The sequence below is a fragment of the Sporolactobacillus shoreae genome (assembly GCF_004684935.1).
GTDB lineage: Bacteria > Bacillota > Bacilli > Bacillales > Sporolactobacillaceae > Sporolactobacillus > Sporolactobacillus shoreae.
Map to the genome: position 1 here is coordinate 386492 of NZ_SRJD01000001.1, position 16343 is coordinate 402834.

Consider the following 16343-nt stretch of genomic DNA (forward strand, 5'->3'; position numbering starts at 1 on the left):
TGACAGGGGAGATCAGACACGGCTTGCAGCAGCGAGCAGCTCCCGCGCGTCCTTGTATTCCAGATCATGAGCTTCGGCAACTGCTTTGAAGGTCACATAACCATCCAAGGTGTTCAGTCCTTTCAGAAGCGCCTCGTCTTCGAGACATGCTTTCACATAACCTTTTCCGGCAATCTTGGCGGCATAAGGGATGGTGACGTTGGTCAGTGCCAGTGTTGAAGTTCTCGGAACGGCGCCCGGCATATTGGCAACAGCGTAATGAACAACACCGTGTTTGATATAAGTCGGATCATCATGGGTTGTACTATGGTCGGATGTTTCGACAATGCCGCCTTGGTCAATCGCCACATCGACAATCACTGAGCCCGCAGGCATTGAAGCAACCATGTCCTCTGTAACTAGTTTAGGAGCTTTAGCGCCAGGGATCAGAACACAGCCTACAACAAGATCCGCGTCTTTGACGGCTTCGGCAATGTTGTATGGGTTGGACATCATCGTATTAAGTGATGTGCCGAAGATATCATCCAGATCACGGAGACGGTCTGCACTGATGTCAAGAATAGTGACATCTGCTCCGAGACCGATCGCAATTTTTGCGGCGTTTGTACCGACAATACCACCGCCGACGATGGTGACTTTTCCGCGAGAAACGCCGGGAACGCCGCCGAGCAGAATACCTTTTCCGGCTCCGTCACTGAATTTTTCAAGATATTGTGCGCCGATCTGGACGGCCATTCTGCCTGCAACTTCGCTCATTGGCTGAAGCAGAGGGAGAACGTGGTCCGCACGCTGAACAGTTTCATAAGCAATAGAGACAACTTTACTCGATACGAGTGCCTTGGTCAGCTCCGCTCCGGCAGCTGGTGCGAGATGGAGATATGTGAATAGAATCAATCCTTCATGGAAGAACTGATATTCCTCCGGCTCCGGCTCCTTAACCTTAATGACCATTTCCGACGACCATGCTTTTTCAGCGGAAGTTATAACTGCGCCCGCATCCTGGTATTCCTGATCAGAAAAACCTGCACCTTCGCCCGCTTTTGTTTCCACATACACAGTGTGACCTTCATGAACCAGATGAAATGTGCCGGCCGGTGTGATCGCTACACGGCGCTCATTGTTCTTCAATTCCTTTGGGATACCGATGATCATGACTATTCCTCCTGTTTTTCTAGCTTCATCCAATCGGCTTAATTTATTGGCTATGTTTAAATTCAATGTTGTTTTTACCTCGCCGTTGATTGGAGCGGAAAGCAAGCGCCTGGAGCGAAAAACAACAGACAAGTTTAACAAAGCCAATTTATTAAAAGCCTGCGGATGTTGTCCTTAATTAGAATAGTACAAATAATAGAAACAAATAGCATCTTACATTCTGTCAACTAAAATGACACAACTGTTTGACATTTTTGCTTGCTGGCATTTAATATAACATCAGATGGAAGAAAACATGTGGAAGAGTTGATTCGAATGGCTGAAGAAATGTCTTTTTGTGTCAGAGATGTGATGAACAGACCCCTCTTTCAACGTGCAAAGCTGATTGCTGGTAGAAGCGGTGGATACAGAGAGGTGCGCTGGGTTCACATCCTTGAAATCACTCACGCAGCACCATATGTCAGCAAAAATGATCTGATTCTGACGACGGGATTATGGCTGAAGCGATCTGTCCATTCCGGACTTGACTACATGCGCCAGATCATTGATCATGAGACGGCCGGTCTATGCATCGAATTTGGAACAACCATTGATGAAATTCCTGGAGAGATCATCAGGCTGTGCGATGATCACGACTTTCCGCTCATCCTTTTCAGACAGCCGGTTCGTTTTGAGGAAATTACCCAGGACATCCATTCCTTTCTGATCAACAGGCATTTCGGATTAATGAAAAAGCTGGAGGAATTTTCACAGAAACAGCAGCAGCTCATTCTGCAGAGTACGGATATTCCCGCGATTCTGAGACTGCTGCAAAGCTATACGGAAGGTCAGATCGTCTATCTTTCATCAATAAAGTCAAATAAATTTTATCCGTCTGTGAAGAAAGAGACGGCGGAAGCCATTAACAGATTCTGTAATAACAAGTTAAAGAACTTTGACCAGTTTAATGAAACGCAAGTGTGGAAAATGGACGACACCACATCAATCGTTGTTCAGCCGGTCATTTGTTTCGGCCAGGTATTTTCTTATATTGGCCTGATGATTCAGCTGCCTCATCTGACTGAATATACGAAACTTCTACTCGACTATGCTTCCAAAGCAGTCGCAACCGTTCTTCTGCGCACTCAATTTCTTGAAGAAAAGATTCTAAGAAATCAGAATGAACTAATTCAGGATATCCTAAGTCAGCAGATTGATAGTGAGGAGCAGGCTCAGATGCGTATGGGGCTGCCGTCACCCGATGAAAGCCGATATCTGTTCATTGGCGGTATCATTGAATTTGAACATAATGTGTTTGAAGACGGGCCAGAACGCATGGAAACGATGAACCAGGATCTCTCTGTCTTGATCCGGTCGTTGCTCAATCGATTTCAGATGCACCATTTGATGATGATGAAGAATAATCAGTTCTATCTGCTTTGCGCGAAAGAAAAAGTAAGTGGCGAATCAACTGAATCGCTTAAGCAAAGCATATTAAATATGATTTCCGGTCTTAGAAAATTTGCTGAAGAAGCCCTTGGGGGATTAAATTTCCATGTCGGATTTGGCAAGACGAGAAACCAATTAGTAGAGACCTGGAAAAGCTTTAAGGAAGCCTATCAGGTGATTGAAGTCTCACAAACCGTTCCCGCGATGAAGCATTGCTGTTTTTACGATAAAATCGGAATTTATCAGCTCCTGGAAGCAGTACCTGAACCACTTCTGAATTCATTCGTCAACGATCATCTTGGTGCTCTGATTTCTTATGACGTACTTCATCACCTGAATCTTATTGGAACACTTGATGTGTACTTCAAATGCATGGGCTCAAAAGGGGAGACGGCTAAAGAGTTGTTCATACACCGTCAGACTTTATACAACAGGCTCGAAAAAATCAGTGATATACTTGGAGAGGATTTCTTCGAACCTCAGAAGCGATACTGTCTTGAAATGGCACTGCTTGGGTATGAATTGCTAGGCGAAAATGGATAATTTGCAGTGCTTTTCTGTTCATATGGTTCATCAATCAATGCCGATCATTTGAAAGTGTCCGTATTGACCTGGGCACTTTTTTATTTTTAATTGATGGAGGTGCTGTTTATGGGCTATCTCAAGCCCTATTGGAAAAATTACAGACTTCGGTTTATTCTTGCTGTCCTTTTTCTCTCTCTTGAAGCACTGGCTGACCTGATGCAGCCGGCGTTGATGTCCCGCATTGTTGATCAGGGTGTCGCACACTCAAAATTTTTTTTCATTGAAAAATTTGGCTTGATAATGTTTCTGATTACTTTGGGAGGCGCTTTCTGTGCCTGCATGCGCAATGTGCTTTCAGTGAATGTCTCACAGAACTTTGCAAGGGATCTGCGGCAGGACCTGTACATAAAAATTCAGCGCTTTTCCCTGAAAAATATTGACCGATTCGGCAATGCGACTCTGATTACGCGGCTGACCAACGATGTCACGCGTGTGCAGACGTTTGCCAACGGATTGATGCGGATGATGCTGAAAGCCCCGCTAGTCGGCATTGGAAGCCTTATTATGGCGGTAAACCTGAATCCGAAACTTTCTCTGATCCTGCTTGGGGTCACCCCTGTCATTGCACTTATGATTTATCTGAATATGAAGATCAGCTATCCGTATTTCAGAAAAGTTCAGGGTGCTCTGGATCACGTGAACCGATCTGTTCAGGAGTATCTTTCAGGTGTTCGGGTTGTCAAGGTTTTCAATCGATTCTCTTATGAGGAGGAACGTTTTCAGCAGAATAACCAGCACCTCGGCAACCTGTCTGCCATGGCTGCAAAAGTCGGGAGCGTATTCAGTCCGCTCATTAATCTGGCTGTCAATGCGGGGATTATTGCCATTATCTGGTTTGGCGGAATAGGTGTCGAGTCCGGTTCGATGCAGGTAGGATCGATTATTGCTTTTACCAATTACATGATGCAGATCCTTTTTGCAATCATGATGGTCAATAATGCGTTCAATATGTTTGTTCGTGCGAAAGCCTCAGCCGAGCGAATCGGCGAGATCATGAATACGGAAGAAGATATGGCGTTTCCCGAACAAGAAAATAGACCAATTGCCAAAAAAAAAGGTGCGTTGCTTTTTCAACACGTCTGTTTTTCATATGATTCAATCGCTGGCCAGCGGGATCCCTTTCTGAAGAATATTGATTTTTCTGTACTACCTGGTGAGATGTTGGGCATCACCGGCCCGATTGCTTCAGGCAAGACTACGCTTGTCAATCTGATCCTGCGGTTCTATGATCCCGATCAGGGGCGTCTAATTCTGGATGGAACAGATGTTCGGTTGTTCAGTGAAGAGGAACTCAGAGGAAAAATTGCGCTTGTTCCGCAGCGTCCACTTCTTTTTTCGGGAACAGTCAGAGAAAATATCCGCTGGGGTAATGAGCAGGCGAGTGAAGAGGAAATCTATGAGGCCGCAAGGGCTGCTGAAGCGGATGAATTTATCCGGCAGACCCCGGATGGTTATGATTCGATGATCGGTCAAGGTGGTGTGAATTTTTCCGGAGGTCAGAAACAGCGGATTTCGATTGCCAGAGCTTTAATTCGTAAGCCTGAAATTTTAATTCTTGACGACGCGACCAGCGCGGTTGATGCACGGACGGACAAACGGATCAGACGAAATATATCGATTGCTACCCGCCGCCTCACGTGCATTGTTATCTCTCAGAGAATCACGTCGATTGCAGATGCTGACAAAATCATTGTCATGAACGGCGGTAAAATTGATGCGATAGGCACGCATCAGGAGCTTATCCGCGAATCGGACTATTATCGGGAGATTCTTCAATCTCAGCTTGGAAAAGAGGTTGAGAGCAATGGCTGACAGAAAAAGCACTGAACCGGCTTTCGAACGCTCTATGCCCGGTCGAAGAGGGGGGAGACGGCGTGGTGCTGCGCGTTTCGCACCTGTCGAGAAGCCGAGAAATATGAAAAAGACACTGCGCCGACTCTGGAATTTCTTCGCGCAAGAAAAGAAAGCACTGATAACGGTTTCAGGTTTCGTAATCGCTGATGCTTTGGTGTCACTTCTGATACCCTATTTTATTGGACTGGCAGTCAACCAGATCGGCATGAGGACGGGTGCCGTCAATTTCCCGATTCTGATTAAAATACTTCTTGTTCTTGGTCTGTTTTACATGATGGATGGCCTGCTGACTCTGTTACAGGGCTGGATTATGGCTTCTTCTGGGCAGAAAATAGTGATGAGTCTGCGGAAAAGCATGTTTTTGAAACTTCAAAAATTGCCGATCGCTTTTTTTGACCGAAATCATCATGGTGATATTATGAGCCGGCTGACGAATGATATCGAGAACATTGATGTGACTATTTCCCAGTCTACCGTGGAGCTGATGAACGATATGATCATGATTGTCGGATCTCTGGCACTGATGATCTGGATCAGTCCGCTTCTGACTCTTGCCAGTCTCATCATGGTACCCCTCGTCTTTATTCTGACAAAAACGATTGCTTCGAGGACGACAAGATTATTTGTCGACCAGCAAAGGGAACTGGGGACGCTCAATGGTCAGATTGAAGAATCTGTTCAAGGCCTGAATGTGATTAAAGCTTTCAGCCATGAAAATGAGGCAATACGGGATTTCAGCGCGATTAATAAACGGCTCACAGATGTCGGTATGAAAGCACAGGTCTGGTCCGGCTATATGATGCCTCTGATGAATGTGATCAACAACCTCGGCTTTACAGCAGTCGCATCGGTAGGTGGTTTTCTTGCCGTCAAGGGCATGATTACCGTAGGCATGATTGCCAGTTTTCTCACTTACTCCAGACAATTTTCAAGGCCGCTAAATGATGTGGCCAGCATCTTTAATACGCTACAGTCTGCCGTAGCGGGGGCTGAGCGTGTTTTCGAGATACTGGACGAAAGAGAAGAGCCGGATGATCGCACAAACGCAAAGGGGATCAGTGTATTCAAAGGCAGAATTGTTTTTGATGACGTTTCTTTCGGCTATACGTCTGATCACCCGATACTGAAGCATGTCAGTTTTCGTGTTAACCCCGGGGAATCCATCGCTCTTGTCGGGCCGACGGGAGCAGGCAAAACAACGATTATTAATCTGCTGACCCGGTTTTATGATTCGGACAGCGGCACAATATTGGCTGACGGTGTGGATATCACGGACTATCGGCGATCGGAATACCGCGGCTTATTCGGAATCGTACTGCAGGATACTTATTTATTTCATGGCAGTTTCTTGGAAAACCTGCGCTATGGTAAACTTGATGCGACGGAGGAAGAAGTGATCAATGCCGCGCGTACAGCTGACGCAGACAGCTTTATCCGAAAGACGGAAAAGGGTTATCACTCGGTCCTTCAGGGGAATGGCGATAACCTGAGTGAAGGGCAAAAACAATTGTTGACCATTGCCAGGGCTTTTTTGTCTGATCCTGCCGTTCTAATCCTAGATGAAGCGACGAGTCACGTTGATACGCAGACGGAGCAAAAGATCCAGAAAGGGATGGCCCGGCTGATGAAGGGGCGGACAAGTTTTATCATTGCTCACCGACTGTCAACAATTAAAAATGCAGATAAAATACTGGTTGTTGAGGACGGAGAAATTGCCGAACAGGGGACACATCAGGAACTTTTAAAGAAACATGGAATTTACTATGAGATGTTCATGGACCAGTTCAGCGGATAAGACGGAATCCGTACTTTCCATTTGTCAGGATTCGGTATCAATGGGTGATGTGATTTTGTCATCAAAAAGATCGAAATATAATTGATGGTTGGTACCGCGAACGCAATAGGAGATACTGGACGGGGCCAACCCTCGCCGTTTTATTTCCTGCAGCAACCAGCTTTGGGTCAGATGGTTCTGTTCAAAATTTTTGCTGATCATCTGTCCGTCCATAATTAACTCAACAGGAAATGAAGAAGGACCTGAAGTGAGAATGCCCAGGTCTTTTTTTGTGACAGCCTGATAGGGTTTTTTCTTTAAAAGGGACAGTTGTCCGTCTGCTTCAATAGTTGCGTAGTCCACCTCATCAATATCAAATGCATTTTTTTCTCTGAGTGCTTGATTTAAGGAATCCATTGTCAGCTTCAACTTGTTCATATTTTTTTCGAGTATTTTTCCATCTTCAATCACAACAGTTGGTTCGCCATTAAAAATGACCCGCGCTTTTCTGCTTTTTAATGAGATAAAGGTTGTCATGAAAATAATCCCGCTGAAAAGCAGGGCTGCAATCATAAAATTACTGAGATGTATGGACGTATTAAATGTCAGATTACCTGCAATGGATCCCAAGGTAATAGAAGCGATAAAATCATGGTAGGTCATCTGAGAAATGGCTTGCTTGCCGATGATATGTGCAATAAAGATAAATAAAATAAAAGTAACCACCGTCCGGATAATAACCTCTAGAGTGCCATCCATGGAAAATTTATCCCTTCCTCTCTGCAACGGGTGTATGATACCTTTTTATCCATCTTTGACAGGGTATATACATTCCGCATGAGGTCAAGGCAGGGACACTAATCCTTTCTGTTCAGAAATTCTTCCACCTGTCTGACGAATTTTGTACGATCATAATCCCGGTAGAGTCCGGATGCGAGGCGCACGGGATCACCAAAAAAGAACCGTTCATAGAGTTCTTGTCGGCCGGCAAATCCGCTCATCGACAAATCCCAGGCAAGCCGGAACAGCTGTACCTTGCTATATCCGTCACGATCAGCGGCCTGAAGATACTTTCTCAGATCCGGCCCATTCTCGGAAGCAAAATCTTTCTCGCTAGGGATCGAAACCAGGCCGCTTGCTCCAATGAGCTGGATAATTTCAATAAATCGGGGATAGATCTTCGGGAAGAAGTTCATCGCCGCCATCAGCGGTTTCCGATCGGGGGTCATTGTTCCCCAAGGGTCGACGGACGCGTGCACTTCGGAAGCCGTGAGCAAGGCTTTTAACGTTTCAAGGCTGATAATGACCTCGGCAATCTTGCTCTGGACGTGCTGGTATTCGCTGATGTTGATTGCGTCCACTAATGATTGCAGAACGCCGAGGACAAATTCTGTTTTTACAACATTTCTTGAAGTCACCTGATGAATTTGTTGCGGCAGAAAGCCACTGTCGGTATAAAGCCGCGTTGCAATTTCCGTATTCCCGTTCAGGAAGACTCTTTTCCAGGGAACGGTGACATGGTCGAATACAACAATGGAATCGACTTCTTCGAAACGGGAACTGAGCGGATGGTCATATGAACGGCTGCCATCTGCTAAAGATTCACGGCACAGAAACTTTAACCCCGGCGTGTTGGAGGGAATGGAAAAAGCATAGGCATAGGCTTCATCAAAGTGAAAAGCGCCTGTCGGAAACACAAGAATTTCATCGGTCATTCCGCCTTGAGTTGCCAGCAGACGTGCCCCATGCACGACAATTCCTTTATCGTTTTTATCAATCACTTTGGCGGCAATTGCATCCCCGCCATTTTCGAAATAGAGAGATGAACGGTTAACCTGAGGCTGAATGAATGTGTGGGTCAGAGAAATATCACTATTTTTACAGAAATCATAAAACTGCCGCATATTTTCGCTGTACCTGGTCTCACCGAAAAGATCCGCACAGGCGGCGAATGTCATGACAACTGTGTTCATGTAGTCAGGTGATCGGCCCATCATGCCGGCGCTTTGTCGTGCCCATATCTGAAACGATCTTCTTCGCTTGGCAAGATCTTTCTTCGTTTTCGGTTCAAGATAGGATGTACCGTATCTTTCACCGCTTTCCGGATTCCTGCAAGTCAGGATGTCCCGGTATGCTTTCTCGTATTGCATATCATATAATTTTGCCTGGCTTTTCATCGCTCCTGAAAAAGAAGGATGATCTGATATATTGCCTGTAATTTTTGAACCGTTGATCCAAACATTATTTTGGAGGCTATTGATCCGGTTGAGATAGGTTTTTCCATTGATGCATGCCATGTCTCTCCGCTCCCATCCGTTGATAAATGTTCTTTCTTAAAAAATATGAATGAATTCTAAAGTAATGCCAGCTTTATCAGACCCGAATCAAGTCTGAGACAATGAATCGTTCTGGGCCTGATTTACCCGGACCAGATTCTTTACATGATGTATTTTTTGATCTATATTATTATTAAACGTGCAAATAAATTTGTACGTTTAATAATAATTGTTGGGGTAGGCTCATGAATGATTTTTTTTACATTACAGATCTGGAACAACTCAGGGTTTTCAGTGATCCTCTGAGAGTCAAAATTTTATGGTCGTTTTATGGACACGAAAAAACGGGAAAAATGCTGGCCGATGAATTTAATATGGCACCACCGAAAATCCGCTATCATTTGACCGAACTAGAGCGAGTTGGGTTAGTGAAAGTTGTACGGACGGAGTTGAAAAATGGTATTCAACAAAAATTCTATCTGCCTGTAGCGGAAAAATTTTCGCTGGAAAAAGTCTCTTCTTTACTTAACGGTGAGAATTTTTCAAATCTGGATGACGTTTTAAAAGAAAATGCTTTTTATGCCTTGGAAGAGATGAGAAGAAATCTGGCCGAAGCAAGTTTTGAAAAGCATGAATTGCTCCAGATCTCATATAAAGTCTCATTAACAAGACAAGAAAAAAAAGAACTTGCAGGAAAACTAACGGAAATCTATGAGTTCGTGCAGCAGAAAAGCAACAGAAAGACAGCAGAGTCTACTCAGAATTACTATATTAATTTGACCATGTTTCCTATAGTTAAAGATCCGAAGGCGTGATTAGGGATTGCAGATTTCTTTTTTTTTGGTTGACATACAAAAAATATTGTACGTACAAAAATAATTTTATTGTAAATAGGGGGTGTTCATTATGAGAGATTTATTAATACATAACAAAAGCTTTCTAATGCTCTGGATTTCGATGCTGACGACACGCTTTGGTAATGCACTGACGATTACCGTCTTAATGTATCATATTGGTACGCAGTCTCACAGCCCAATGATGATCAGCATGATCCTGTTTGCTCAAATGACACCGATGGTTCTTATAGGCATCTTTGCGGGATCGATTGCGGATCGTCTGCCGAAATTTGCTGTGATGATCGGCAGCGAATTTTTTCAGCTGCTGACAGTCACCACGATGATTTTTTTCTTGAACCGACCATCGCTGCTGATCTTTCTGATTTTTCTTCAAGGGTTAGGTGCGGCTTTCTACGGACCGGCAAAAACTGCCTATTTACCATATCTCGTGAAAGAACAAAACCTTCCTGAAGCGATCGGGCTGTCTCAGGGGACCACTCAGGCCACAGATATGATCGGACCCCCCATTGCAGGGGTGCTGCTTCTTATCATTAAGAGTGGTCAGATCCTGATGATTGATGTATTTACTTTTTTAATTTCGGCCGTGCTTATTTTGGTTTCCTACCTTTTTATAAGAAGAAAGAGTGCGATTTCGGAAACTAAAGCTAAAGAGCCATTATGGATCTCAATCATTCAGGGCCTGAAAGAAGTTTCCGCATTGCCAGCACTAAAATTTCTCATAGTAATCGTTTTTGTTCTGATGCTTTCTGCCGGTGTGTTCAATGCGACATCTGTTGCCATCGAACTTCAGTTATTTCATGTAACCGGTTTTCAATACGGGCTGCTGGAATCAGTTTCCGGGATTGGGGCTATTGCCGGTTCCTTTGCCGGTCCTTATCTGATTAAAAAGATACATCCCGGAAAATTTATTATTTGGGCGGGCGTACTTCTTGGGGTGTGGATGGTACTTATTCTATTTGTTCAGATCTTTTATATTCAGTCGGGACTTCTGTCATTGTTTGTTTGGATCGCAGGGCTCGGTTTTCTGAATTCCTGTCTAAATATTCCCGTAAGCTCTCTTTTCATTGTGATCACACCTGAAAAATTCAGAGGCCGGGCAGTGGGTACACTGCAGATGTTTTCTTTCCTCGGGTGTATTATCGGACTGCTTGCCGGTGGGGCGTTAGCCGGATGGATCGGCCTGATTCATATGACTGTAATTGCCGGTTTGCTGATGGCGGTGGTATCGACAGGGTTGACCGGAACCAAAGGATACAAAAATTTGACTGCTGTTCGTAATAGGCAAAATTCCGAACTATGAAAAATAGTTTAGCAGACTTTGCTCGTGTTTTTCACTCAGGAAAACTATTTTTATTGTCAAAATTCTCTAGTATTAGGATGTAATTATCAATAGACCATGACATTTATTTTTCTTTTCTACAACAATTAATAAATGCGTGTGTTTTGGAAGATCGTGACATTGACTGAATCGGGAGCAATGTTTATTTTTAATTTATGGGCAGGTAACTCGACTGTGATAGGCTCCGGGAAGTGGTGATCTTGGCTGTTCTAGGCACTAAGGGGAACAGCTATTTGTTTTTTTATTGAGTTAGCTTGGAGATTTTTTGCCCTTTTAACTGAGCACTGATGAGCTTGTAAATCCGACAATCAAATAGCTTGTGTGCGGGTCAGATTAAGCAGTAAACATTTTAGAAGGGATTCGATTTTCCAATGAAGCACACAATGGAACACTTGAATGATAAAGATAAATTTCAAAAAATAGATGATGAACATGTTGCGTCACTAACAATACATAGCAAAAAAACACCTGGGTTGTCTCGTGCACCCCGTCGTCGATATATGCCCGGTTTGGATGGATTAAGAGCAATCGCCGTTCTTGCAGTTATATTTTATCATCTCGGTTTCCCATGGGCAGACGGAGGGCTGCTCGGCGTCAGCATCTTTTTCGTTCTTTCCGGCTATTTGATTACCGACATACTCCTTGCTGAATGGGAGGCGCGGGAATCCATCAGCCTTAAAGTTTTCTGGTTGAGAAGAGCGAGACGATTGCTTCCGGCACTCTTTTTTACTTTAACTGTTCTGTTCCTATGGCTACTCTTTTTCAGGCCGGCAATGCTGGCTTCTTTCAAGGGAGACGCACTGGCCGCAATTTTATATGTCAGCAACTGGTGGTATATTTTTCACCATCTTTCCTATTTTCAGAGCTATGAAAATCCCTCACTGCTGACACATTTTTGGTCACTCGCGGTTGAGGAACAGTTCTATGTGATCTGGCCACTGTTTGTTCTGTACGCGCTAAGGCACCCGAAAGTCCGCCGTTTCTTATTTGGTATCACGATTGTGGGAGCGGGTCTTTCTGTGGCACTGATGGCTGTTCTTTACCAGCCAGAAGCTGATCCGAGCAGAATTTATTATGGTACAGATACGCGGGCGTTCTCCATTCTTATTGGAGCCGCACTTGCTATGGTTTTGCCCAGCAAAAAATTAACATGTGTTTTGTCGAGAGGGACACGTATTTTACTAGAGGCGGCGGGTACTCTCGCCTTGATCATCATTCTCTCGATGCTTGTCTTTACGAATGAGTACGATGGCTTCATTTATCAGGGGGGAATGTTCGGACTGTCCGTAGCGACGGCTGTTGTTATTGCAGCCGCCGCTCATCCATCCACCTGGTTTGGAAAAGTGCTTGGTATCCTGCCGCTACGGTGGCTCGGGATACGATCCTATGGTATGTATTTATGGCAGTATCCGATTATTATCCTGTCACTGAACAATTTTGACGCAGGTATCCCACGCCTGGCACGGTTTATTGTCGAGATGGTATTGATCATCGCGGTTTCTGCACTCTCTTTTGAACTGGTAGAAAGTCCATTTCGTTCCGGCGCAGTTAGCAGTTTTTTTAAAAATTATATTTTTAGTAAATCGGCGTCAGTCAAATGGTACATTTTAGGGATCATGTCCCTATCCCTGATCATTGCTTTTGCCGGAATTGAAGTATATGCACAAAGTAGGATACAGAAGCCGATGCATGCCGCAGCCATTCAGAAAAAAGAAACGGGTCAATCTGTTTCGGACATTCATCATGAAAGTGTTTCTAAAACAAGGGGGCAAAACATTACCTCTGAGAAACATAAAACAGCTGCGGGAGCAAAAGCTCAACCGGTCTCAAAATCAGGGACGGTTAATAAGAGACCCAGTTCAACCACAAAAAGTGCCGGAGAGCCTAATTTGTCGGCAGTCCTGCAGCGGCAACATGTGACGGCTATTGGCGACTCAATCATGGAAGATATTAAACCTTATCTAAGCAGCAGATTCAGGTATATTACGATCAACGCGAAGGAGGGGAGACACATTGAAGAAGCTCCGGCCATAGTCAGTCAGATGAAGAATAATGGAACACTCGGCAATATTGTGATTCTGGAACTGGGGACAAACGGTCCGGTAACAATAAACCAGATGAATTCATTAATTAAGCAAATAGGATCAAAAACCCAAATGATTGTGACGACCACTCGTGTTCCAAGACCTTGGGAGGACCAGGTTAATCAGACAATGCGGCAATCCGCAGCCGCGTATCCGAACGTCACCCTTGTCGACTGGTATTCTGCCAGCAGCGGCCATCCTGATTACTTTGAGCCCGACATGGTCCACCTGAATCAGACTGGCTCTCAAATATTTACGAACCTTCTTGTTAACGCAGCAAAATCAATAGCGAAGTAATAAATACCCGCTGATATTAAAAGTAGTTCATCGGTGTTGAAAAGAAAAAACTATTTCAAACAACCAGAAGACGAGTAGGATATAGAGCGAAAAAAGCAGAGATATGCCTGCTGAGAACAGGTTAAAGTGACTGAAAAGCTGAGATAAGAAAGCAGCCGGTCTGAATATGTCCCAGGAATTAAATCTCAGAAATCGGCCTATGTACACTGCGTAGCCGCTGATCAGGCTGATCAGTATGACGACGACATGGGTTGCTGCAATTCCAATATTTCGGATCAAAGCCGAACGCACAATATGAAACGAAAGCATGCCGGAATACGTTCCCATCAAAACGCCAATGCCGATGTGAATCAGGCTGATCCAGATCGACAGGTGTGTGGAATACACCATCTGAGAATCTTGAGTGTTAAAGGTGTAGAAGGAAAATCCCTGAAGATGAATGAAATCTGTGATCATATATGGGGCGTTGGGGAAGAAAAGCAACCAAAGCACGCCAAACAGCCAGACACGCTTCTTGTCCCTATTGATCCAGCCGGACGGGAACTGAAGAGAAAAAAACAGGGGCAGGAGGGCCAGAAATACGTTCCAGATCATCATAATGTGAATGAACCTTCTCGTAATAATAATGACGGGCAAGCTGATCAAAACATAAATTGCGAAAAAGAGAATCATCGACTGTTCCGTTGGCCCCATTTGGTTTTTCAGTTTCAGCAAACTTTTCCCTCCTCGTGCGGGCTTAATCATTAAAATAAAACGAGTCTCAGTATAAATCCGTAGATCATTCCGAAAAAAATAGAAGTTAGTGTCCCAAGTAAAAAATATTCTGCGAACTGCCGGTCGTCCATTTGTTTGAACCGGGCAATAGACTTGGCAGCGACAATAAATCCGATACTGGCATACGAGCTGCTGACGATCAGGATAATGACCAGCAGCCGTTCAACGTAGCCGATGATTTTTCCTCTCGACCGGTCGCCTTTCTTATTAACTACGTAGTTGAATTCTTCTTCAAACGAAGGCTGCGGCTTCTGTGATTTCATTTGATCTAACGGTCCGTGGCTATTTGTCAGGGTGTACTTCCCTTCGAAAAGTGAAAGATGCTCAGGTATGGTTCCGACCAGCAGCCGAATTAAATGCCCTGTAAAAGTAGTTGCCAGTATTATGATAATTCCGCAGAATAAAATTTTATCATCTAAAGAGACATTTGGAATTCTTTTTTGGTTGATCATCTCCGCCACAAAGTTTTCAAACAATGATAAGGGCAGATAAAAGAAGGTAGCACCGGCAAGAAGTATGACGGTAAAATGGAGAATCTGATCCGAAAGAAACAAATAGGCCTGCCCTATCTGGCTGCCTGATATAAAGCGCGTTGTTCGTATTTTCAGAGTATCAATTGCGTAATGGCTTAGAGCAAGGATTAAGGATGGCAAGGCAATCTGAAACAAGAACCGGCTGACGGACAAGGTCCATATATATAATACGAGCAAAAGGCAAAAATAGAGCACAAAATGGATCAGGACATGCCTTATCAGATATTTTTGTTTGCTGGCAGCCATCCGATCGGTCTGCAGGTAGAAATCCCCAACTAAGTGAGCGAGGATAAGGATAAGTACTGTCATTTCATTTTCCTTCCTCAGATCAGACTTTTCCCAGATCCGGATAGAAGAATCCGAGATGGTTTTCCATGAATGTCCTGATTGAATCGTCCAATTGATGCATTAAAATAATCAGAGCATGGTCTGTGTTTTCTCCTGACTCTTCGCTGCAAAGCATCTTAATCATGGTCAGGAGTGAACGTCGGAACAATTCGCTTTCTCCCTTGCTGTATTGAATTGAGATGGTCGAGGGCGTTTTATGAAGCAGTGATGCTATCTTTTTTTGTTCTTTATAAATGTAAGAAAGTGAGCAAACGATTTTCTGATTTTCGGACTGCTTCTGACGCAGCTTCCACAGAGTCTCAGCCAATAAATTCAGGATCTCCGGAGTCGTAATGATTCTCTTTGTGCCCAGGTGATCCGAAAACATGATGCTTGTTTCTCGTTTTTTTAATGTCTTGATCTTTTCACTTTGCAATCTAGCCTGTTTAATGAGCGGATGGTTCCAGATCTCGATGTCGAGATCATCAAGATTCTCCTCAATAAACCCATAAGATATCCCGAAATACGGCTGCTGCGCCACAAACTTCCATTGCAGGGCCATATTGACGGCAATAGTGAAGGCAGTCATATAGTGCTCAGCAACGAATAAAATTTCATCACCTCGTCGATGTGAAATCTTTGCTTTGACCACATTTCCACACCATGATTGAATCACCTTTTCCCACTCCTGCAGGTGTTCTGTTACTTCATTCCAGTTTCCCAGTGATGACGAGTGGGCGATGTCCATGATAAAAACAGATGCAGCCTGTCTCATAATTTACCTCCATTTTAGCATAAGAAACATATGTTCGTATATATTTTATCCATTAAAAAAATAATCCGTTATTATTTGATAATATGATCTAATTGTATATCGATTAGATTATATTATCAAATTAAGAATAGATTGAATAAATGATTCAATGCAAGCCATAATGTTATTGATGCCTGATTTTAGCCGAAAGTTGACGGGATTGCCTGTCCAATAAGTGCCAGCTATAATGTCCGTAGGACTTTATAGCTGGCATTTATTTTGCGAAAGGAAAAGGGTATCCCTTCACCG

12 protein-coding genes are annotated in these 16343 nt (G+C 44.0%); 6 read left to right on the forward strand and 6 right to left on the reverse strand.

From position 1 onward, the window contains the following. Positions 1-12: 12 nt before the first annotated feature. Entirely contained in the window at positions 13-1152 is a 1140-nt protein-coding gene (ald, locus tag E4665_RS01855) for an alanine dehydrogenase (RefSeq protein WP_135347089.1), read from the reverse strand. 297 nt (positions 1153-1449) lie between these two features. Here ald and E4665_RS01860 point away from each other — a divergent pair, with 297 nt between their 5' ends. The 3 genes from E4665_RS01860 to E4665_RS01870 all read left to right on the forward strand — a co-directional run bounded on the left by E4665_RS01860 (position 1450) and on the right by E4665_RS01870 (position 6814). Further along, positions 1450-3123: a PucR family transcriptional regulator gene (locus tag E4665_RS01860; protein WP_338325992.1), complete on the forward strand. Its 1674-nt coding sequence runs from the start codon at positions 1450-1452 to the stop codon at positions 3121-3123. 108 nt (positions 3124-3231) lie between these two features. Further along, positions 3232-4977, forward strand: coding sequence for an ABC transporter ATP-binding protein (locus E4665_RS01865; RefSeq protein WP_135347090.1), 1746 nt, complete (start codon positions 3232-3234; stop codon positions 4975-4977). Further along, positions 4970-6814, forward strand: a complete 1845-nt coding sequence (locus E4665_RS01870; RefSeq protein WP_206663545.1) for an ABC transporter ATP-binding protein — start codon at positions 4970-4972, stop codon at positions 6812-6814. Before E4665_RS01865 ends, E4665_RS01870 begins: the two co-directional genes overlap by 8 nt. Before the next feature lie 24 nt (positions 6815-6838). Here E4665_RS01870 and E4665_RS01875 read toward each other — a convergent pair whose 3' ends face one another. Both E4665_RS01875 and hpaB read right to left on the reverse strand, forming a co-directional pair. Further along, positions 6839-7552, reverse strand: a complete 714-nt coding sequence (locus tag E4665_RS01875; protein ID WP_135347091.1) for a DUF421 domain-containing protein — start codon at positions 7550-7552, stop codon at positions 6839-6841. Positions 7553-7650: 98 nt separating this feature from the next. Continuing rightward, positions 7651-9090 carry a 4-hydroxyphenylacetate 3-monooxygenase, oxygenase component gene (hpaB, locus tag E4665_RS01880; RefSeq protein WP_135347092.1) on the reverse strand — a complete coding sequence of 480 codons (1440 nt, stop codon included), beginning with the start codon at positions 9088-9090 and terminating at the stop codon, positions 7651-7653. 224 nt (positions 9091-9314) lie between these two features. On the opposite strand from hpaB, the gene E4665_RS01885 reads away from it, so the two are divergent. From E4665_RS01885 to E4665_RS01895, 3 genes are all read left to right on the forward strand, one after another. Next, positions 9315-9884 (forward strand): winged helix-turn-helix domain-containing protein, encoded by a 570-nt coding sequence (locus E4665_RS01885; protein ID WP_135347093.1) that lies wholly within the window; start codon positions 9315-9317, stop codon positions 9882-9884. Positions 9885-9975: 91 nt separating this feature from the next. Beyond that, positions 9976-11226, forward strand: coding sequence for an MFS transporter (locus E4665_RS01890; RefSeq protein ID WP_135347094.1), 1251 nt, complete (start codon positions 9976-9978; stop codon positions 11224-11226). Between the two features lie 410 nt (positions 11227-11636). Further along, complete coding sequence (locus E4665_RS01895) at positions 11637-13646, forward strand: acyltransferase family protein (RefSeq protein WP_135347095.1); 2010 nt, start codon at positions 11637-11639, stop codon at positions 13644-13646. Between the two features lie 27 nt (positions 13647-13673). Here the strand turns inward: E4665_RS01895 and E4665_RS01900 are convergent, their stop codons facing one another. From E4665_RS01900 to E4665_RS01910, 3 genes are read right to left on the reverse strand one after another with little or no spacing between them, the layout of a single operon-like run. Next, positions 13674-14360: a DUF1361 domain-containing protein gene (locus E4665_RS01900; protein ID WP_241654595.1), complete on the reverse strand. Its 687-nt coding sequence runs from the start codon at positions 14358-14360 to the stop codon at positions 13674-13676. A gap of 29 nt (positions 14361-14389) precedes the next feature. Further along, complete coding sequence (locus tag E4665_RS01905) at positions 14390-15262, reverse strand: DUF3307 domain-containing protein (protein WP_135347096.1); 873 nt, start codon at positions 15260-15262, stop codon at positions 14390-14392. 19 nt (positions 15263-15281) lie between these two features. Further along, positions 15282-16055 (reverse strand): hypothetical protein, encoded by a 774-nt coding sequence (locus tag E4665_RS01910; protein WP_135347097.1) that lies wholly within the window; start codon positions 16053-16055, stop codon positions 15282-15284. Between the last annotated feature and the right edge of the window lie 288 nt (positions 16056-16343).